Source organism: Hyphomicrobium sp. DMF-1 (assembly GCF_027886585.1).
Lineage (GTDB): Bacteria > Pseudomonadota > Alphaproteobacteria > Rhizobiales > Hyphomicrobiaceae > Hyphomicrobium_C > Hyphomicrobium_C zavarzinii.
The window spans coordinates 3,252,686-3,265,525 of sequence record NZ_CP115706.1; the positions used below are offsets into that span (position 1 = coordinate 3,252,686).

At 64.2% G+C, this 12,840-nt stretch carries 16 protein-coding genes and 1 tRNA gene; 5 read left to right on the forward strand and 12 right to left on the reverse strand.

What is annotated here, in order from left to right:
- The first annotated feature begins 18 nt into the window (after window positions 1–18).
- Window positions 19–522 (forward strand): 3-hydroxyacyl-ACP dehydratase FabZ, encoded by a 504-nt coding sequence (fabZ, locus tag PE058_RS14960; protein ID WP_020086121.1) that lies wholly within the window; start codon window positions 19–21, stop codon window positions 520–522.
- Window positions 515–1,321, forward strand: a complete 807-nt coding sequence (lpxA, locus tag PE058_RS14965; protein ID WP_020086120.1) for an acyl-ACP--UDP-N-acetylglucosamine O-acyltransferase — start codon at window positions 515–517, stop codon at window positions 1,319–1,321. Before fabZ ends, lpxA begins: the two co-directional genes overlap by 8 nt.
- Window positions 1,322–1,341: 20 nt before the next feature.
- Here the strand turns inward: lpxA and PE058_RS14970 are convergent, their stop codons facing one another.
- A complete protein-coding gene (locus PE058_RS14970; protein ID WP_020086119.1) occupies window positions 1,342–1,863 on the reverse strand; it encodes a pilus assembly protein N-terminal domain-containing protein in 522 nt (173 codons plus the stop codon).
- 162 nt (window positions 1,864–2,025) lie between these two features.
- On the opposite strand from PE058_RS14970, the gene PE058_RS14975 reads away from it, so the two are divergent.
- Together PE058_RS14975 and PE058_RS14980 are read left to right on the forward strand one after the other, a co-directional pair.
- The gene (locus PE058_RS14975; protein WP_020086118.1) at window positions 2,026–2,244 is read left to right on the forward strand and encodes a hypothetical protein; all 219 of its coding nucleotides are present in this window, start codon (window positions 2,026–2,028) and stop codon (window positions 2,242–2,244) included.
- 80 nt (window positions 2,245–2,324) lie between these two features.
- The gene (locus tag PE058_RS14980) at window positions 2,325–2,858 is read left to right on the forward strand and encodes an MgtC/SapB family protein (protein WP_020086117.1); all 534 of its coding nucleotides are present in this window, start codon (window positions 2,325–2,327) and stop codon (window positions 2,856–2,858) included.
- Here the strand turns inward: PE058_RS14980 and PE058_RS14985 are convergent.
- The 8 genes from PE058_RS14985 to PE058_RS22015 all read right to left on the reverse strand — a co-directional run bounded on the left by PE058_RS14985 (window position 2,812) and on the right by PE058_RS22015 (window position 10,372).
- Window positions 2,812–3,597 (reverse strand): ATP12 family chaperone protein, encoded by a 786-nt coding sequence (locus PE058_RS14985; RefSeq protein ID WP_271028769.1) that lies wholly within the window; start codon window positions 3,595–3,597, stop codon window positions 2,812–2,814. The two genes, PE058_RS14980 and PE058_RS14985, sit on opposite strands and share 47 nt — an antisense overlap.
- Window positions 3,597–4,286 (reverse strand): HAD-IA family hydrolase, encoded by a 690-nt coding sequence (locus tag PE058_RS14990; protein WP_271028770.1) that lies wholly within the window; start codon window positions 4,284–4,286, stop codon window positions 3,597–3,599. The genes PE058_RS14985 and PE058_RS14990 overlap by 1 nt, the downstream gene beginning before the upstream one ends.
- A 3-nt stretch (window positions 4,287–4,289) precedes the next feature.
- On the reverse strand, window positions 4,290–5,303 hold the full coding sequence (locus PE058_RS14995) for an RluA family pseudouridine synthase (protein WP_020086114.1): 1,014 nt from the start codon (window positions 5,301–5,303) through the stop codon (window positions 4,290–4,292).
- 139 nt (window positions 5,304–5,442) lie between these two features.
- Window positions 5,443–5,679: a hypothetical protein gene (locus PE058_RS15000; protein WP_271028771.1), complete on the reverse strand. Its 237-nt coding sequence runs from the start codon at window positions 5,677–5,679 to the stop codon at window positions 5,443–5,445.
- A gap of 70 nt (window positions 5,680–5,749) precedes the next feature.
- Window positions 5,750–6,295, reverse strand: coding sequence for a type VI secretion system amidase effector protein Tae4 (locus PE058_RS15005; protein WP_020086112.1), 546 nt, complete (start codon window positions 6,293–6,295; stop codon window positions 5,750–5,752).
- A 148-nt stretch (window positions 6,296–6,443) separates the two neighbouring features.
- A complete protein-coding gene (locus PE058_RS15010; RefSeq protein WP_020086111.1) occupies window positions 6,444–7,763 on the reverse strand; it encodes a replication-associated recombination protein A in 1,320 nt (439 codons plus the stop codon).
- Window positions 7,764–7,796: 33 nt separating this feature from the next.
- Window positions 7,797–9,245: a Do family serine endopeptidase gene (locus PE058_RS15015; protein WP_020086110.1), complete on the reverse strand. Its 1,449-nt coding sequence runs from the start codon at window positions 9,243–9,245 to the stop codon at window positions 7,797–7,799.
- 203 nt (window positions 9,246–9,448) lie between these two features.
- Window positions 9,449–10,372, reverse strand: coding sequence for a septal ring lytic transglycosylase RlpA family protein (locus tag PE058_RS22015; RefSeq protein WP_333780399.1), 924 nt, complete (start codon window positions 10,370–10,372; stop codon window positions 9,449–9,451).
- Between the two features lie 395 nt (window positions 10,373–10,767).
- Between PE058_RS22015 and PE058_RS15025 the strand changes: the two genes are divergently transcribed.
- Window positions 10,768–10,857: transfer RNA gene (locus PE058_RS15025), tRNA-Ser, on the forward strand.
- Between the two features lie 571 nt (window positions 10,858–11,428).
- On the opposite strand, the gene PE058_RS15030 is transcribed toward PE058_RS15025, so the two are convergent.
- The 3 genes from PE058_RS15030 to PE058_RS15040 all read right to left on the reverse strand — a co-directional run bounded on the left by PE058_RS15030 (window position 11,429) and on the right by PE058_RS15040 (window position 12,811).
- Window positions 11,429–11,632, reverse strand: coding sequence for a helix-turn-helix transcriptional regulator (locus PE058_RS15030; RefSeq protein ID WP_020086108.1), 204 nt, complete (start codon window positions 11,630–11,632; stop codon window positions 11,429–11,431).
- Between the two features lie 86 nt (window positions 11,633–11,718).
- Window positions 11,719–12,132, reverse strand: a complete 414-nt coding sequence (locus PE058_RS15035) for a flagellin (RefSeq protein WP_020086107.1) — start codon at window positions 12,130–12,132, stop codon at window positions 11,719–11,721.
- Window positions 12,133–12,601: 469 nt separating this feature from the next.
- Entirely contained in the window at window positions 12,602–12,811 is a 210-nt protein-coding gene (locus PE058_RS15040; RefSeq protein WP_020086106.1) for a cold-shock protein, read from the reverse strand.
- Window positions 12,812–12,840: the final 29 nt, after the last annotated feature.

The window sequence follows — 12,840 nt, forward strand, 5'->3', positions numbered from 1 at the left end:
AAAAGGAGTGTAATGGGGATGGACGACGCGACGAAGAAATCTTCAGCGACGACAGCGGATATCAGCAAGATCCTGAAGCTGCTGCCGCATCGCTACCCCTTCCTTCTTCTCGATCGCATCTACGACATCAACGGCGATGAGACGTGCGTGGGAATAAAGAACGTCACGATCAACGAGCCGTTCTTCCAGGGGCACTTTCCCCAGTACCCGGTCATGCCGGGCGTGCTGATCATCGAAGGCCTCGCGCAGACGGCGGGCGCGCTCTGCGTGCACAGCCTGGGCGAGGACTACAAGACCGAGCTCGTGTATTTCATGGCCATCGACAAGGCCAAGTTCCGCAAGCCGGTGCTGCCGGGCGATCAGCTGCACTACCACGTGAGAAAGATCCGGAACCGCGGCCGCGTCTGGCGCTTCTACGGCGAGGCGAAGGTGGACGGTCACACGGTGGCAGAGGCGGAGATCAGCGCCATGCTCGCCGACACCGCAGAGGCTCGGGCGTTCGCGGCGAGCAAGAATGGCTGAGACCAGGATACACCCCAGCGCGATCGTCGAGGACGGGGCCCGGATCGCGGACGGCGTGACGATCGGGCCGTTCTCGGTGGTCGGCGCGAACGTCACGCTCGGAGAAGGCGTCGAGCTTCAGAGCCATGTGGTGGTGACCGGGCGCACGACGATCGGCGCACGGACCCGCATCTTCCCGTTCGCGTCCATCGGGCACCAGCCGCAGGATCTCAAATACAAGGGCGAGGCCTCGACCCTCGAGGTCGGCACCGATTGCCTGATCCGTGAAGGGGTGACGATGAACCCCGGCACGGAAGGCGGCGGGCTCAAGACAGTGGTCGGCAACTCGTGCGCGTTCCTCGCGAACTCTCACGTGGGCCATGACTGCACCGTGGGCAACAACGTCATCCTCTCGAACAACGTGATGCTTGCCGGGCACGTCGAGGTCGGCGACTTCGTCATCATCGGCGGGGGGGCGGCCGTGATCCAGTTCGCCCGCGTGGGCCAGCATGCCTTCCTCGGCGGCATGAGCGGCCTCGAGCAGGATCTCATCCCCTACGGCATGGCGCTCGGCAATCGCGCCTATCTCTCCGGCCTCAACATCGTGGGGCTACAGCGGCGCGGCTTCTCGCGCAGCGAGATCCACGACCTGCGGCGCGCCTACCGTCTTCTGTTCGCGCAGGAAGGCACGCTTCTCGAGCGCGTGGCCGACGTGGCCGACGAGTTCAAGGACCATGCGACGGTGATGGAAATCGTGGCCTTCATCAAGGCTGGCGGCAAGCGCTCGATGTGCACGCCAAGAAACGGCGCGGACGCCTAGGGCGTCCTTCTCTTCAGGTCTTACTGACCCTCTCCGGCGCCGCCTTCGCCGCTGCGGCCGTCGGAGAACTTCGTCTTCGCCGTGGCGTGCTTCTGAATGGTATCGAAGTACGCGCTATCGTCGCCGATCGTGAGCGTCGGCGAGCAGTTCGGCGTGCAGCTATAGGACTGGCGCAATCCGCCCTTGGTCAGATTCACCGTGCGGACCTCGTCGCGCTGAACGACGATGCGCTGATCCTGGATGATGTTACGCTCCGCATCGAGCGCGATGATGTTCGTCACACCGAAGGTCTTGCCCGTCACCACGAGCAAGTTGCCGCCCTGGATCGCAACGTCGGCGATCGATGGGTTGCCGATGATGACGCTGGCCACCGGCCGCGGCAGACGCAGAAGCTGCGACTGGTCGTAGGCGACGACCAGATCCGAAGCTCTCGCCTTTGCCGACACGAGAAGAGCGGCAAGCACGATGAGCGCGCCCGTTGCCAGCATTGCCCGGCGAACGGGGGCATCTGTGCGCACGGCAATGGCTGCAGTCGGCACCATGGCCCACTCCTCCTGTTCCAGATTGCCACCAATCTGCGGCCGATTAGGTAAACGAAGATCTAACGCGCGCTTCGAAACGGGCGCGGCATGCTGCACATGAGGGAACGCTTTCGCACCGCGAGCGTTTTTTCACGAGCAAGTGGATTTCTCACAGGAGTTTTCATGTCGCGCACTACGCTTCTCATTCTCGTGGCGGCCGTCGTGCTGATGGGAGGTGCTCTCGCAATTGCACAGAGAGATGCATCCGGCCCTGCTGTTTCGAGTGGCGAAGGAACGCGCGTCGACGCGCCAGGCACTACCGTCGAGTCCGACAACGAGAAGACTCGCATTCAAGCGCCGGGAGTCGACATCACCGTTCCGAAGAGAAATGACGAAGACTGATAGTTTGAATTTATCATTTCTCTGAAGAGCGACTTGGCTTATCCTCCTGCCCGTTTCACGTCCTCCGGAGGAACTCAGCCGTGACTGCTCTCGAGCTTCTCTATCCCTCGGGGTCTCTCGCTTATGTGGAGGTCGTGTTTCGTCTCGTGCTCGCAGCGGCGCTTGCGGCGCTGCTCGGCTGGGATCGGGAAGAGCGAGATCGTCCGGCCGGCATCCGCACCTACATGCTGGTTGCGCTCGCGGCTTCAGTCTTCACAGTGCTGACATTCGAAATCTACGAGACGGTACGCCTCAGCCATTCCGAGGGCGCGTCCGATCCGATCCGTATCATCGAAGCCGTCACCGCGGGCGTCGCGTTTCTCGCGGCGGGCACCATCATCCAGGGACGCAATAGCGTGCGAGGGCTCACCACGGGTGCTGGCATGTGGATGGCCGGTGCACTCGGCGTCGCGTCAGGCGCAGGCCATTACATGCTCGCGATCGTGGCCGCGCTTCTGTCGTTCGTGATTTTGAGGTTCATCCAATCGCCGCGGTCCAGCCCGGACAGCTCGCGGGAGTCCGCTCTTATCATCGAAGAGGATGAAGAAGGCGAAGACACCGACTTGCGGCGCTGAACTCGGCGAAGCGGGCGGCGGCTTGCGCTTCGGCCTCGGCGTCATAGCCCCACTGCTCGCGCTGCCACGTCTCGTCCACGGTTGCCGCGGCCCATGCCTCGTCGAGAGACAGACGTCCCCGGGAATGAGCGAGCGCCAACAGGGCCGAGCCGCCGATGGTGGTCAGCACGTGAAGCGCTGCGAGGCTCAGCGCATCCAAGCTGCCCAGCGCGCGACCGATGGCTTGCAGAGCCTCGGGCGGCTGCTCGATCGGCATCAAGCCCTTCTGAAGCTTGAACTCCGCCTCCAGCTCCTCGCGCGCCCATGCGAGCACAGGATCCCATGCCGAGGCCTGCCGGCGCACCAGCGCCTCCGGAGATTCGGCGCGGTAGCACAGAAGATCGCTGCCCGAGAACGCCACCACATCGCCCACGACCTCCGCCATGCGGGCGGACACGGCATCGATGGCGGAGTTCGCGATGCGGGTGAGCGGCATTGTGGCCGGGTCGATGCGTTCGCCCTGCTCTGCCCATTCGGCGGCGATGGCGTCCGCCAGCGCCTCGGCCGGAACGACGAGCGCGCGCTTGCCGGGGGTCTTGATGGCGCGTCCATCGAGCAGGATCGCGAAGCCTTCCGGCTGCTGCTCGACGGAAACGGACTTGTAGAAGCGCTTCGGAAGCGGAGCGCGCAGCGAATCCTTGATCTCGGGCCCCGGCGCGCCATTGGCCTTGCCGTTGGACCTCGTCTCGTCACCCGTCATCAAGCTCGCTCCCGATGGAATACGATGCGATCGAGCGCCTGCTCGAGCTCGGCGCAATCGGCCGAGACGTGGTGCGCGCCGGCCGCCCGGAGCGCATCCTCCGGGTGGTAGCCCCAGCTTACGCCGATCGCGGAGGTGCCGGCCTCTCGTGCCATCTCGATGTCGAAGGTGGTGTCACCGATCATCACGGTGTCCGGCGTTTCGGCGGCCGTCTCATCCATGGCGGCGTAGATCATGGACGGATGTGGCTTCGAGGGGTGCGTGTCGGCCGTCTGGATGGTGGCAAACAGATCCCCCCACCCCTCGCGCTCGAGCACGGCGTCCACGCCACGGCGCGATTTACCGGTGGCGAGGCCCAGAAGAACGCCGTCCCGTGCCGCGAGCTTCGCCAGCGTCTCGCGGACGCCAGCGAACAAGGGTTCCACGTGATCGGGCCGACGGCGCAATTCGCCGAAGGCGGCCTTGTAGGCTTCCGCCAGCCGGTCGACGCGCTCGAAGTCCGTCCCCTCCGGCACGAGGCGCGCGACCGCAATGTCGAGCGACAGGCCAACGACGCCGACGATGCGGTCACGCGGGGGTGCGATCAGCCCTTCCGATGCGAACGCGCCCTGCATAGCGCCCACGATGACGTGCTGGCTGTCCACCAGCGTTCCATCGCAATCGAAGATGACGAGCTTCACGGCCGTCATGCCTCAGCCATCGTCCTTGTCGAAACGGCGCGGATCGAGACCCAGCAAATCCCAGGTGACGAGCATGTGGGGCGGCAGGGGTGCGGAAACGTCGATCTTCGCCTTCCCGGCCGGGTGCGGAATGATGAGCCTGCGCGCGTGAAGGTGCAGCTTCGGCTCGATGTTCTCCGCCACCAGATCCATGCCGCCGTCATATTTGTTGTCGCCGACGATCGGGTGCCCGATCATTTCCATGTGCGCGCGGAGCTGGTGCTGACGCCCGGTGACCGGCTTGAGCGAGACCCACGACGCCTTATGCGCAACCCGGTCGATCACCGAGTAGTGCGTGGTGGCGTGCATGGCTTCCTTCTGCTCGCCGGGCCGCGCCTTGCGAATGCGATCTCCATCGGGACCGGACGCCTTGACGAGTGCGGCCTCGATCTTGCCCTGCGGCGGCTTGGGCACGCCCTTGACGAGAGCCCAGTAGGTCTTGGCGGCGGAGCGTGTCTGGAAAATGCGGCCGAGCTTCGCCGCCGCGGCGCGATGCTTCGCGACCAGCAGGACGCCCGTGGTGTCACGGTCGAGCCGATGGACAAGACGGGGGCGGTCCCCGAAGCGGTCGACCATACCGGCGAGAATGCCGTCGATATGGCGGCGCGTCCCCGTGCCGCCCTGCACCGCGATGCCGAACGGCTTGTTGAGGACGAGCACGTCGTCGTCCTCGAACAGGATCATGCTCTCGATCAGCTCGCGATCGGCCTTCGATGCAGACGGAACGGAAGCCTGCGCGGCGGCGGGGCTTCCTTCGCGCGGCGTGCGCGCGGCCTTCGGCACGCGGATCTTGGAACCGGCTTCGAGGCGCTCCTTGGCCTCGACGCGCTTCGCGTCCACCCTCACCTGCCCGGACCGCAGCAGCTTCTGCAGGTAGCCGTGGGTGATTTCGGGGAAGTGCACGCGGAACCAGCGATCCAGGCGCATGCCCGCCTCGCGCTCCGTCACCTCGATCGTCTCAACGCGCTCCTGCGCGCGGTCAGTCATGGGAATGGGGTCTTTCAGCTTCGTGCGGACAAGCTTCGATGGGCCGCAAACTCCATCCTCGGCCGCTTCATGCCTGTCGCAGCCGTTTCCGTTCGCCGGAGGACTTCCGATAGCACCCTTGCCGGGCGCGCGCGAGGGCTCAGTCGGGGCGCGATCCGCCGCGGAGCGGGCCGCCGATCACCCAGCCGATGGTCCAGCCCACGATGAGGCCGGCGAGGTTCACGACCATATAAGCGAGCTGGTTGATGTTCTCGGCCTCGTCCGAGCTCTCGTACTTGAACTGGAGGGCGGCCCAATCCGCCACGGGGCCGCTCAAAAACTTCATGGCGAGGGCGGCGCCCACGATGGCGAAAATGATTGCAACGAGATAGCGCATGAACCCCTCCGGTCGTCCTCGGGTGTCTCCGCTTGCGCTCCCCACCCCTCTTGGTCGTCTTCTTTCGCGCTCACTTAACTTCCCAGAACCAGATCTCTCCGGCGCCGGCATAGTTCGAATAGTAACCAAGCCAGGAGAACCACTCCATCAGCCATTTCGCGGAGGAGCGGTAGCCGTTCCACACGTCGATGTGGTCGCCGGTAGGGCGCCCCGTATCGGAGGAGCGGCGCCAATAGTCCTGGATGTAGATGATGCCCGTGCGGCCGAAGATCTTCGGGTAGAACTCGGCGGCGTCCGCGCCGATGAACTTCTCCGTCGGGCCGATGCCGTCGATCTTCGCCCGCGCGATGCCCTGGGCGAGCTGGCTGGCGTTGATGAAGTGCATCTCATCGCGCGGATGGACGGAGCAGTGCGAGATGCCCGAGAGCTGCGACGGCTGAACGCCCGCCCTGCGGAGCGCGACGCCCATGCGGATGGCGCACTGGTTCGAGAAAACCGGAAAACCCGCGAGGATCGTCTTGCCTTCAAGATTGGTGAGATTGTGGGGAGCGATACACGGGGTCGACACGCTTTCGTTGATCGGATGCCCGCGCCAAAGATCGTTGAATTCAATCATGAAACGCTTCCCTACCTCGATCCGCCCCGTCGAGCGGCCAGAGCGCTCAGTCCCTCCCCGGCCGTCGCGCCACGGACTATAGGGGGCGGCCGCGAGGTTGGCCAGATCGCCCAGGCCACGGTTTTCCGGTTATCTGAGCTGCATGAGCCTATTGGCTGTCCTGCCGCTTTCTGCGCAGGCCGTCCCAGTAGGAGAGGCGTTTACCAAGCTCCCGCTCGAAGCCCCGCTCGGGGGGATCGTAGAACTTGGGACGGGTGCGCATCTCGTCGGGAAAGTAGTTCTGCCCCGAGAAGGCGTCCGGCTGGTCGTGGTCGTAGAGATAGCCGTCGCCATAGCCCTCCTCCTCCATCAGCTTGGTGGGGGCGTTGAGGATGATCTTGGGCGGGCTCAGCGAGCCGTGCTCCTTGGCGGCACGCATGGCCGCCTTGTAGGCCACGTAGTTGGCGTTCGATTTGGGGGCGGTGGCCAGGTAGATGGTCGCCTCCGCAAGCGCCAGCTCCCCCTCGGGGCTGCCCAGAAAATCGAACGTCTCCTTGGCCGCGTTGGCGATCACGAGCGCCTGGGGATCGGCAAGGCCGATGTCCTCGATGGCCATGCGCACGAGACGGCGGGCGATGAACAGGCGATCCTCTCCCCCGTCAAGCATCCGGCACAGCCAGTAGAGGGAGGCATCGGGATCCGATCCGCGCACGGCCTTATGGAGTGCAGAGATCAGGTTGTAGTGACCATCGCGACCCTTGTCGTAGAGCGGCGCGCGGCGCTGCACGAGCTTGACGAGAGCCGCCCGGTCCAGAGGCTTGCCGCCGGGCTTCACCGCCAGCAACACCTCCTCGGCAAGATTGATGACGGCCCGGCCATCGCCGTCGGCCATCGACTTCAGGGCATCGCGGGCGTCCGCGTCCAGCGGGAGGGGCCGACGCTCCTCGGCTTCGGCACGCTTCACGAGATCCTCCAGCGCATCCTCGTCGAGACGGTTCAGCGTCAGAACAGTCGCGCGGGAGAGCACGGCGGCGTTGATCTCGAACGACGGGTTCTCCGTTGTCGCGCCGACGAGCGTGATGGTGCCGTCCTCCATGTAAGGCAGGAAGCTGTCCTGCTGGGAGCGGTTGAAACGATGGATCTCGTCGATGAAGAGCAGCGTGCCGCGACCCTGCTCACGGCGGGCCTTGGCCCGGTCGAAGGCTTTGCGCAGCTCCGCAACGCCGGAAAAAATCGCCGAGAGCTGCTCCAGCTCGAGCTTGGTCTCATGGGCGAGAAGGCGCGCGATGGTGGTTTTTCCGCAGCCGGGCGGTCCCCACAGGATGAGGCTCGGCAGACGGCCGCTTGCGAGCAGGCGCGTCAGCGTGCCTTCGGGCCCGACGATGTGCGCCTGCCCTGCCACCTCCGACAGCTTCTGCGGCCGAAGACGATCGGCCAGCGGGCGGGGCGCGCTTTTTTCGAGCCCGGCGGCTTCAAAGAGATTGCTCATGGATCCGATGTTAGCCTGGAGGGGACGCTTCGCCTATCCCGGCACCTGGAGATTGAACACCTTGTCGCCGCGGCGCACGGCCACGAGCCACATGCGCTGACGAACGGCAAGCTGCTTCTCCAGGTCGCTCACGGTCGAGACCTGCACCTGGCCCACCTGCACGATGATGTCGCCCGGCTGGAAGCCAAGGCGCGCGGCGGTGGAAGAGCGGCGGACGGAGAGAACGACGACGCCTTCGCCTTCATCGATGCCGAGCTCGTCGGCGACCGCGGGCAGAATGTTGGAAACCCGGGCGCCATCGAGCGGATGCTGCCCGGCGAGGTTACGCACGTCGTCGCGGCCGGGCTGCGGCGCGGCCACGAGGGTCAGCTCGAGCGTCTGCGGCTGTCCTTTGCGGATGACACCCACTTTGACCTGGCTGCCGATGCCGCGCGTCGTCAGGCGATAGTGGACCGCGCGCGCGTCTCCCACCTCGAAGCCATCGACGTTGACGATGACATCTCCCGCGATCAGTCCAGCGCCTGCGGCCGGCCCCTTATCGGACACGCGCGCCACGACGGCGCCTGCGACACGATCGAGACCCAGCGCCTCGGCCATGTCGCGCGTGACCGTCTCCAGGCGCGCACCGAGCCACGGCCGCTCGACCTTGCGGCCCTCCACGGCACCCTGCACGTAAAGGCGCACGAGGTTCGACGGGATCGCGAAGCCGATGCCCTGCGAGCCGCCGGATTGGGAAAAAATCATCGTGTTGATGCCGACGAGCTTGCCCGACATGTCGACGAGCGCGCCGCCCGAGTTGCCGGGGTTGATCGCCGCGTCGGTCTGAATGAACACCTGGGAATCCGAGTTTCCGATCTCACTCCTGGCGAGCGCGGACACGATGCCGCTCGTCACCGTCTGGCCAACGCCGAACGGATTGCCGATGGCGAGCACCATGTCGCCCACTTCGAGCGTATCGGAATCCTCCAACTCGAGCGTCGGGAAGCGATGATCGCCGTTCTCGATCTTGAGGATCGCGATGTCCGTCTTGTCGTCCTGGGTCAGAACCTTCGCGTCGAACTCGCGCTTGTCGGCGAGCGCGATGCGGATCTCGGTCTCGCCGCGCCCCCGGATGACGTGCGTGTTGGTGACGACGATGCCTTCCGGGCTCACGATCACGCCGGAGCCGAGCGAGCTTTGAATACGCTCGGAGGGCTGGCCGAATGCATCGCCGAAGAACTGACGGAAGAAGGGATCGTTGGCGAAGGGCGAGGAGAAGGTCTGCACGCGGCGCTGAACGTAGACGTTGACGACCGCCGGCGCGGCGCGGCGCACGATCGGCGAGAACGAGTACTGCGCAACCTCGCGCGACGGCGGCACCTCACGCGCGACGCCGATCTCCGCCCTTTGCGCGGTCGCCTCCCGATCGAACATCGAGGCGCCCGCGACGCCGAGCAAGCCAGCCGCAACGAGAGCGGCGAATTCCTTGAAATAGCGAGACATAAATCCTGCCCCTGTCCCTTGCTCCGGTCGCATCTTCTACGCCGAACCGGGGTGCGGTTCGCGTTACAAATGTTCCAGATTCCGCCCGTGGATATAGGACAGGGATGGGACGTGCGGAAGATGGCACAGGCGCCCTTGCAAACGCCTGTTCCTTCAGTCTTTTTCTTGAGGTACCCAGAACTCGCCGCCGTTGCCCGTGAGACTTAGCGGGCGACCAGCCCCGCGCGATAGGACGAAGGCGACCAGCCGCTATCCTGCTGTGGCTCGGCCGCCGCGTAGCTGCGGGGTGCATAGCTTGGGTTTGCCGCGTTCCGGTTGAACGCGCCGTCGGCGTAGGCAACCGGCGGCACCCCCACGGGCGGCTGGGCTTCCTGTGCCACGCCCTGCGGTCCGAATGCCTTGCGTCGGTACTGCTCCCACTCCCGCGCGGACTGATCCCGCTCGTAGGCGGCGATGTCGGTTCCGCCATTCCCCGAGCGGCTGGCGAGATACTGGCGCTCGCGGGCATCGTTACCGTCGAGGGGGGCCGGTCCGGCGTAGCGGACGCGAACCCGCCCGGTGCCGCCGGACATGAGGCCCAGCTCACGCGCCGAGGCTCTGGAAAGGTCGATCATGCGCTCGCCCACGTAAGGGCCGCGATCGTTGACGCGCACCAGAATGGTGCGGTCGTTGGCGAGGTTTGTCACGTAGACGTAGCTCGGCATCGGCAGCGTCGGATGGGCGGCCGTCAGCGCATTCATGTCGAAGACTTCGCCGTTGGCCGTATGGCGGCCGTGGAAGTCACTGCCGTACCACGAGGCCACGCCGATGCGATCGTAGTCGGGCTGCTCGCGCGGATTGTACCAGCGTCCGCCAACCTGATAGGGCTCACCCACCTTGTAGCGGCCGCCACCCTTGGGAATGCGCTCGTTCTCGCCTGCGACACGACGGCTGGCGGAGACGCCCCATTTGGATTCGGGGAACATGGGCTGCTTGGACGACGAGGCGAGCGGTGAGAAGGCGCTCGACACCGCGCTCTGCGTGCTGGAGCAGCCGCCCAGGGCGCTCGCAACCAGCGCAGCGGCCAGGGCGACGAACGGCGCCGGACCTAGTTTGCGCGCGGGGATCTCTCGAGAAATCGGTTTCAAAAACCGAGGCGCGGACGCACCTTGGCTGTACACACTCAACATGACGCCACCCCACGGGCTCCGAACGCGAGCCCTCCTGCCTAGCCGCTTCCGGGTGCCGCTGTTTGCGCGGTCTTCACCGATAAGCCCTCGCAGCATCGCAGAAAGCGATTGCCATCCCGTTAAGTGGGGCGGCCGGGGGCCTTCATGCCGCGTTAACCTGTCCTTGAGGGCCAAGGCCGGAGTGTGTATAGGGTCCCACGCCGCTCGGCGACCGGCGCGCCGGCAGATGTGCCAGCTCGTTTTGAAACTGGGCCGAAGCTTCGCAGCTCGCCATTCGGCGGGAGGCTTCGACAGCTTCGGACGTTCGCGGCCAGAACAGCCCTGGCTTCGGCGCGCGCCGAGACGGACCCTGCGGAGGGATGGTCGAGTGGTTTAAGGCACCGGTCTTGAAAACCGGCGTGGGTGCAAGCCCACCGTGGGTTCGAATCCCACTCCCTCCGCCATAGCGTCCAATCCTACATCGTTGAAATTGTTAAGCGCACTCCTTCCGGCAGCGGCGTATGTCGTAGCTACGAGGGGTTCCTACACACACAATGACTAGCCAAATCCCGTGTGATTGATGGGAGGCCGGTCCATTTTCAACGGATGCCCCATGTCTAGGAAACGCGAACCGGCTCGGCCCCGCAACGTCAACGGATACTGGTGCCTCGTCCGCCGCGTGCCGAAGGAATTTCAACGCCTCGAAGCACGCCGGTGTGGTGATGCTATCGACCAACATCCGTATCTCCGATGACCCGCGCGGGATCAGAGCCCAACACGCCGTCGATATTATCGATGCCGAGCTGCTCCTGTCCTGGCGCGATGCCGCGATGGGCAATGTTGGTCAATCCCGAAACCGGCTTCAGAAGGCGCAGGACACCGCCCGCAGCTTCGGCTGCGATTACATCGAAGCGCCATCCCTCAAGCCCCAGCTCAGCGAACTCCTGGGCCGAATGATGCTGCTAACCCAACTTGGGCAGAACGAATTGCCAAGAGCAGCTCCAGCGCTCCGTCGGCAACATCCTGCTCTCGCCATCACCGTTTGTGCTTTTCAAGCCAGACCTTCACATCGGCCAAATCATAGAGAACCTTTGCCTTGCCGCCCTCTCCAAGACGGACATACCTAGGCCCACGCCCGGTACACCGCATCTTTTCCAGCCCGCGGGTCGACATCTTCAACAACTCGGCCAGTTCAGCAGTGCTGAGATAGACCGGTGGCGTCCTGTTGCTGTCACTCATTCCTGTAAAATGGGAGACCGCATCGCCGGGATGGCGCGTTCGGGGCGTTGACGGCTGCTGGCGAGATCGGGTTTTGAGGTGAGCCTCTACCCGAGTATCTGCAGCAGGTTTTGAGAGCCGCTATTCGAAATTTCAAGCGTTTGAATCGCTAGCTGCTCCTGCGTTTGCAGGGCCTTCATTTTGGCAGCCTCCTCGCTCAGGTCTGCGTCGACGAGCTGGCCGATGCCGCGGGTGTTGGAGTCGATGAGATTTTTTACGAAGGCGTTGTTGCCCTCAATCCGCGCCTTCGTGGCGCCGACGACTGACGCGGACAGAGTGAGCTCGGAGAGCGCGTCATCGACCGCCTTGATGTAGCGGTTCAAAATCTCCTTATCGAGATCCGTGTCCGTCAGGCGCGAAATGTCGATATTCGATACCGCGACTTCAGACGCGGCGGACCTGTCCGAACTCGCGATCTCGCGGGTGCGTGTGAAAGTCGGGGAACTTACACTCGTGATCATTGCGGCCTCCATACGTAGGGGCCAGTCTAGCGCGCGCTTGCTGACATTTAATTTTCACGATGTGGATGAATTGATTCAAATTGAGGAGACGTCAGTTTCTGGCCCGTGGCTAACCAAACCCATGGAGCAGGTTCGTCCCATTAGGCGAAATCGCCAGCATCCATGGTCGTGCCGAGACGGCTCTACAGACCCGCGTCCGCTTGCAGGCCAAGATCGGGCATACTTCCGCGTCAGCTTACATCAGTACTGAGCGCCTTGGCTTCCGAAGTCAGAGGCAATAGTTGAGAGCACCTGGTCGGCGGCCTCGTTGAGTTGGTTGGGAACGAAGGCGTTCGATGCGTCAGATGCGATTTTACCAGAATGTCACTTGCTTCCTGGCCCGCCTTGATAAGGCTGTCGCACACCGGGAGAATGGCCGTCCCGCAAGGGACGGCCAAGAGTTCACATCAAACCGGCCCGAACACGCAGCTTATGCAGCTGCGATGTTGGCAACGGCGGTCTTGCCCGACCGGCGATCTTCCTGCGTGTCGAACGAGACCTTTTGGCCTTCGTTCAAACCATGCAGTCCTGCGCGCTCAAGCGCGGTGGCGTGGACGAAGACGTCCTTGCTGCCATCGTCCGGCTGAATGAAACCGAAGCCCTTTTGGGTATTGTAGAATTTCACGGTACCATTTTGCATTTTAGTTCCTCATTTTGCCAAGCAAAAGC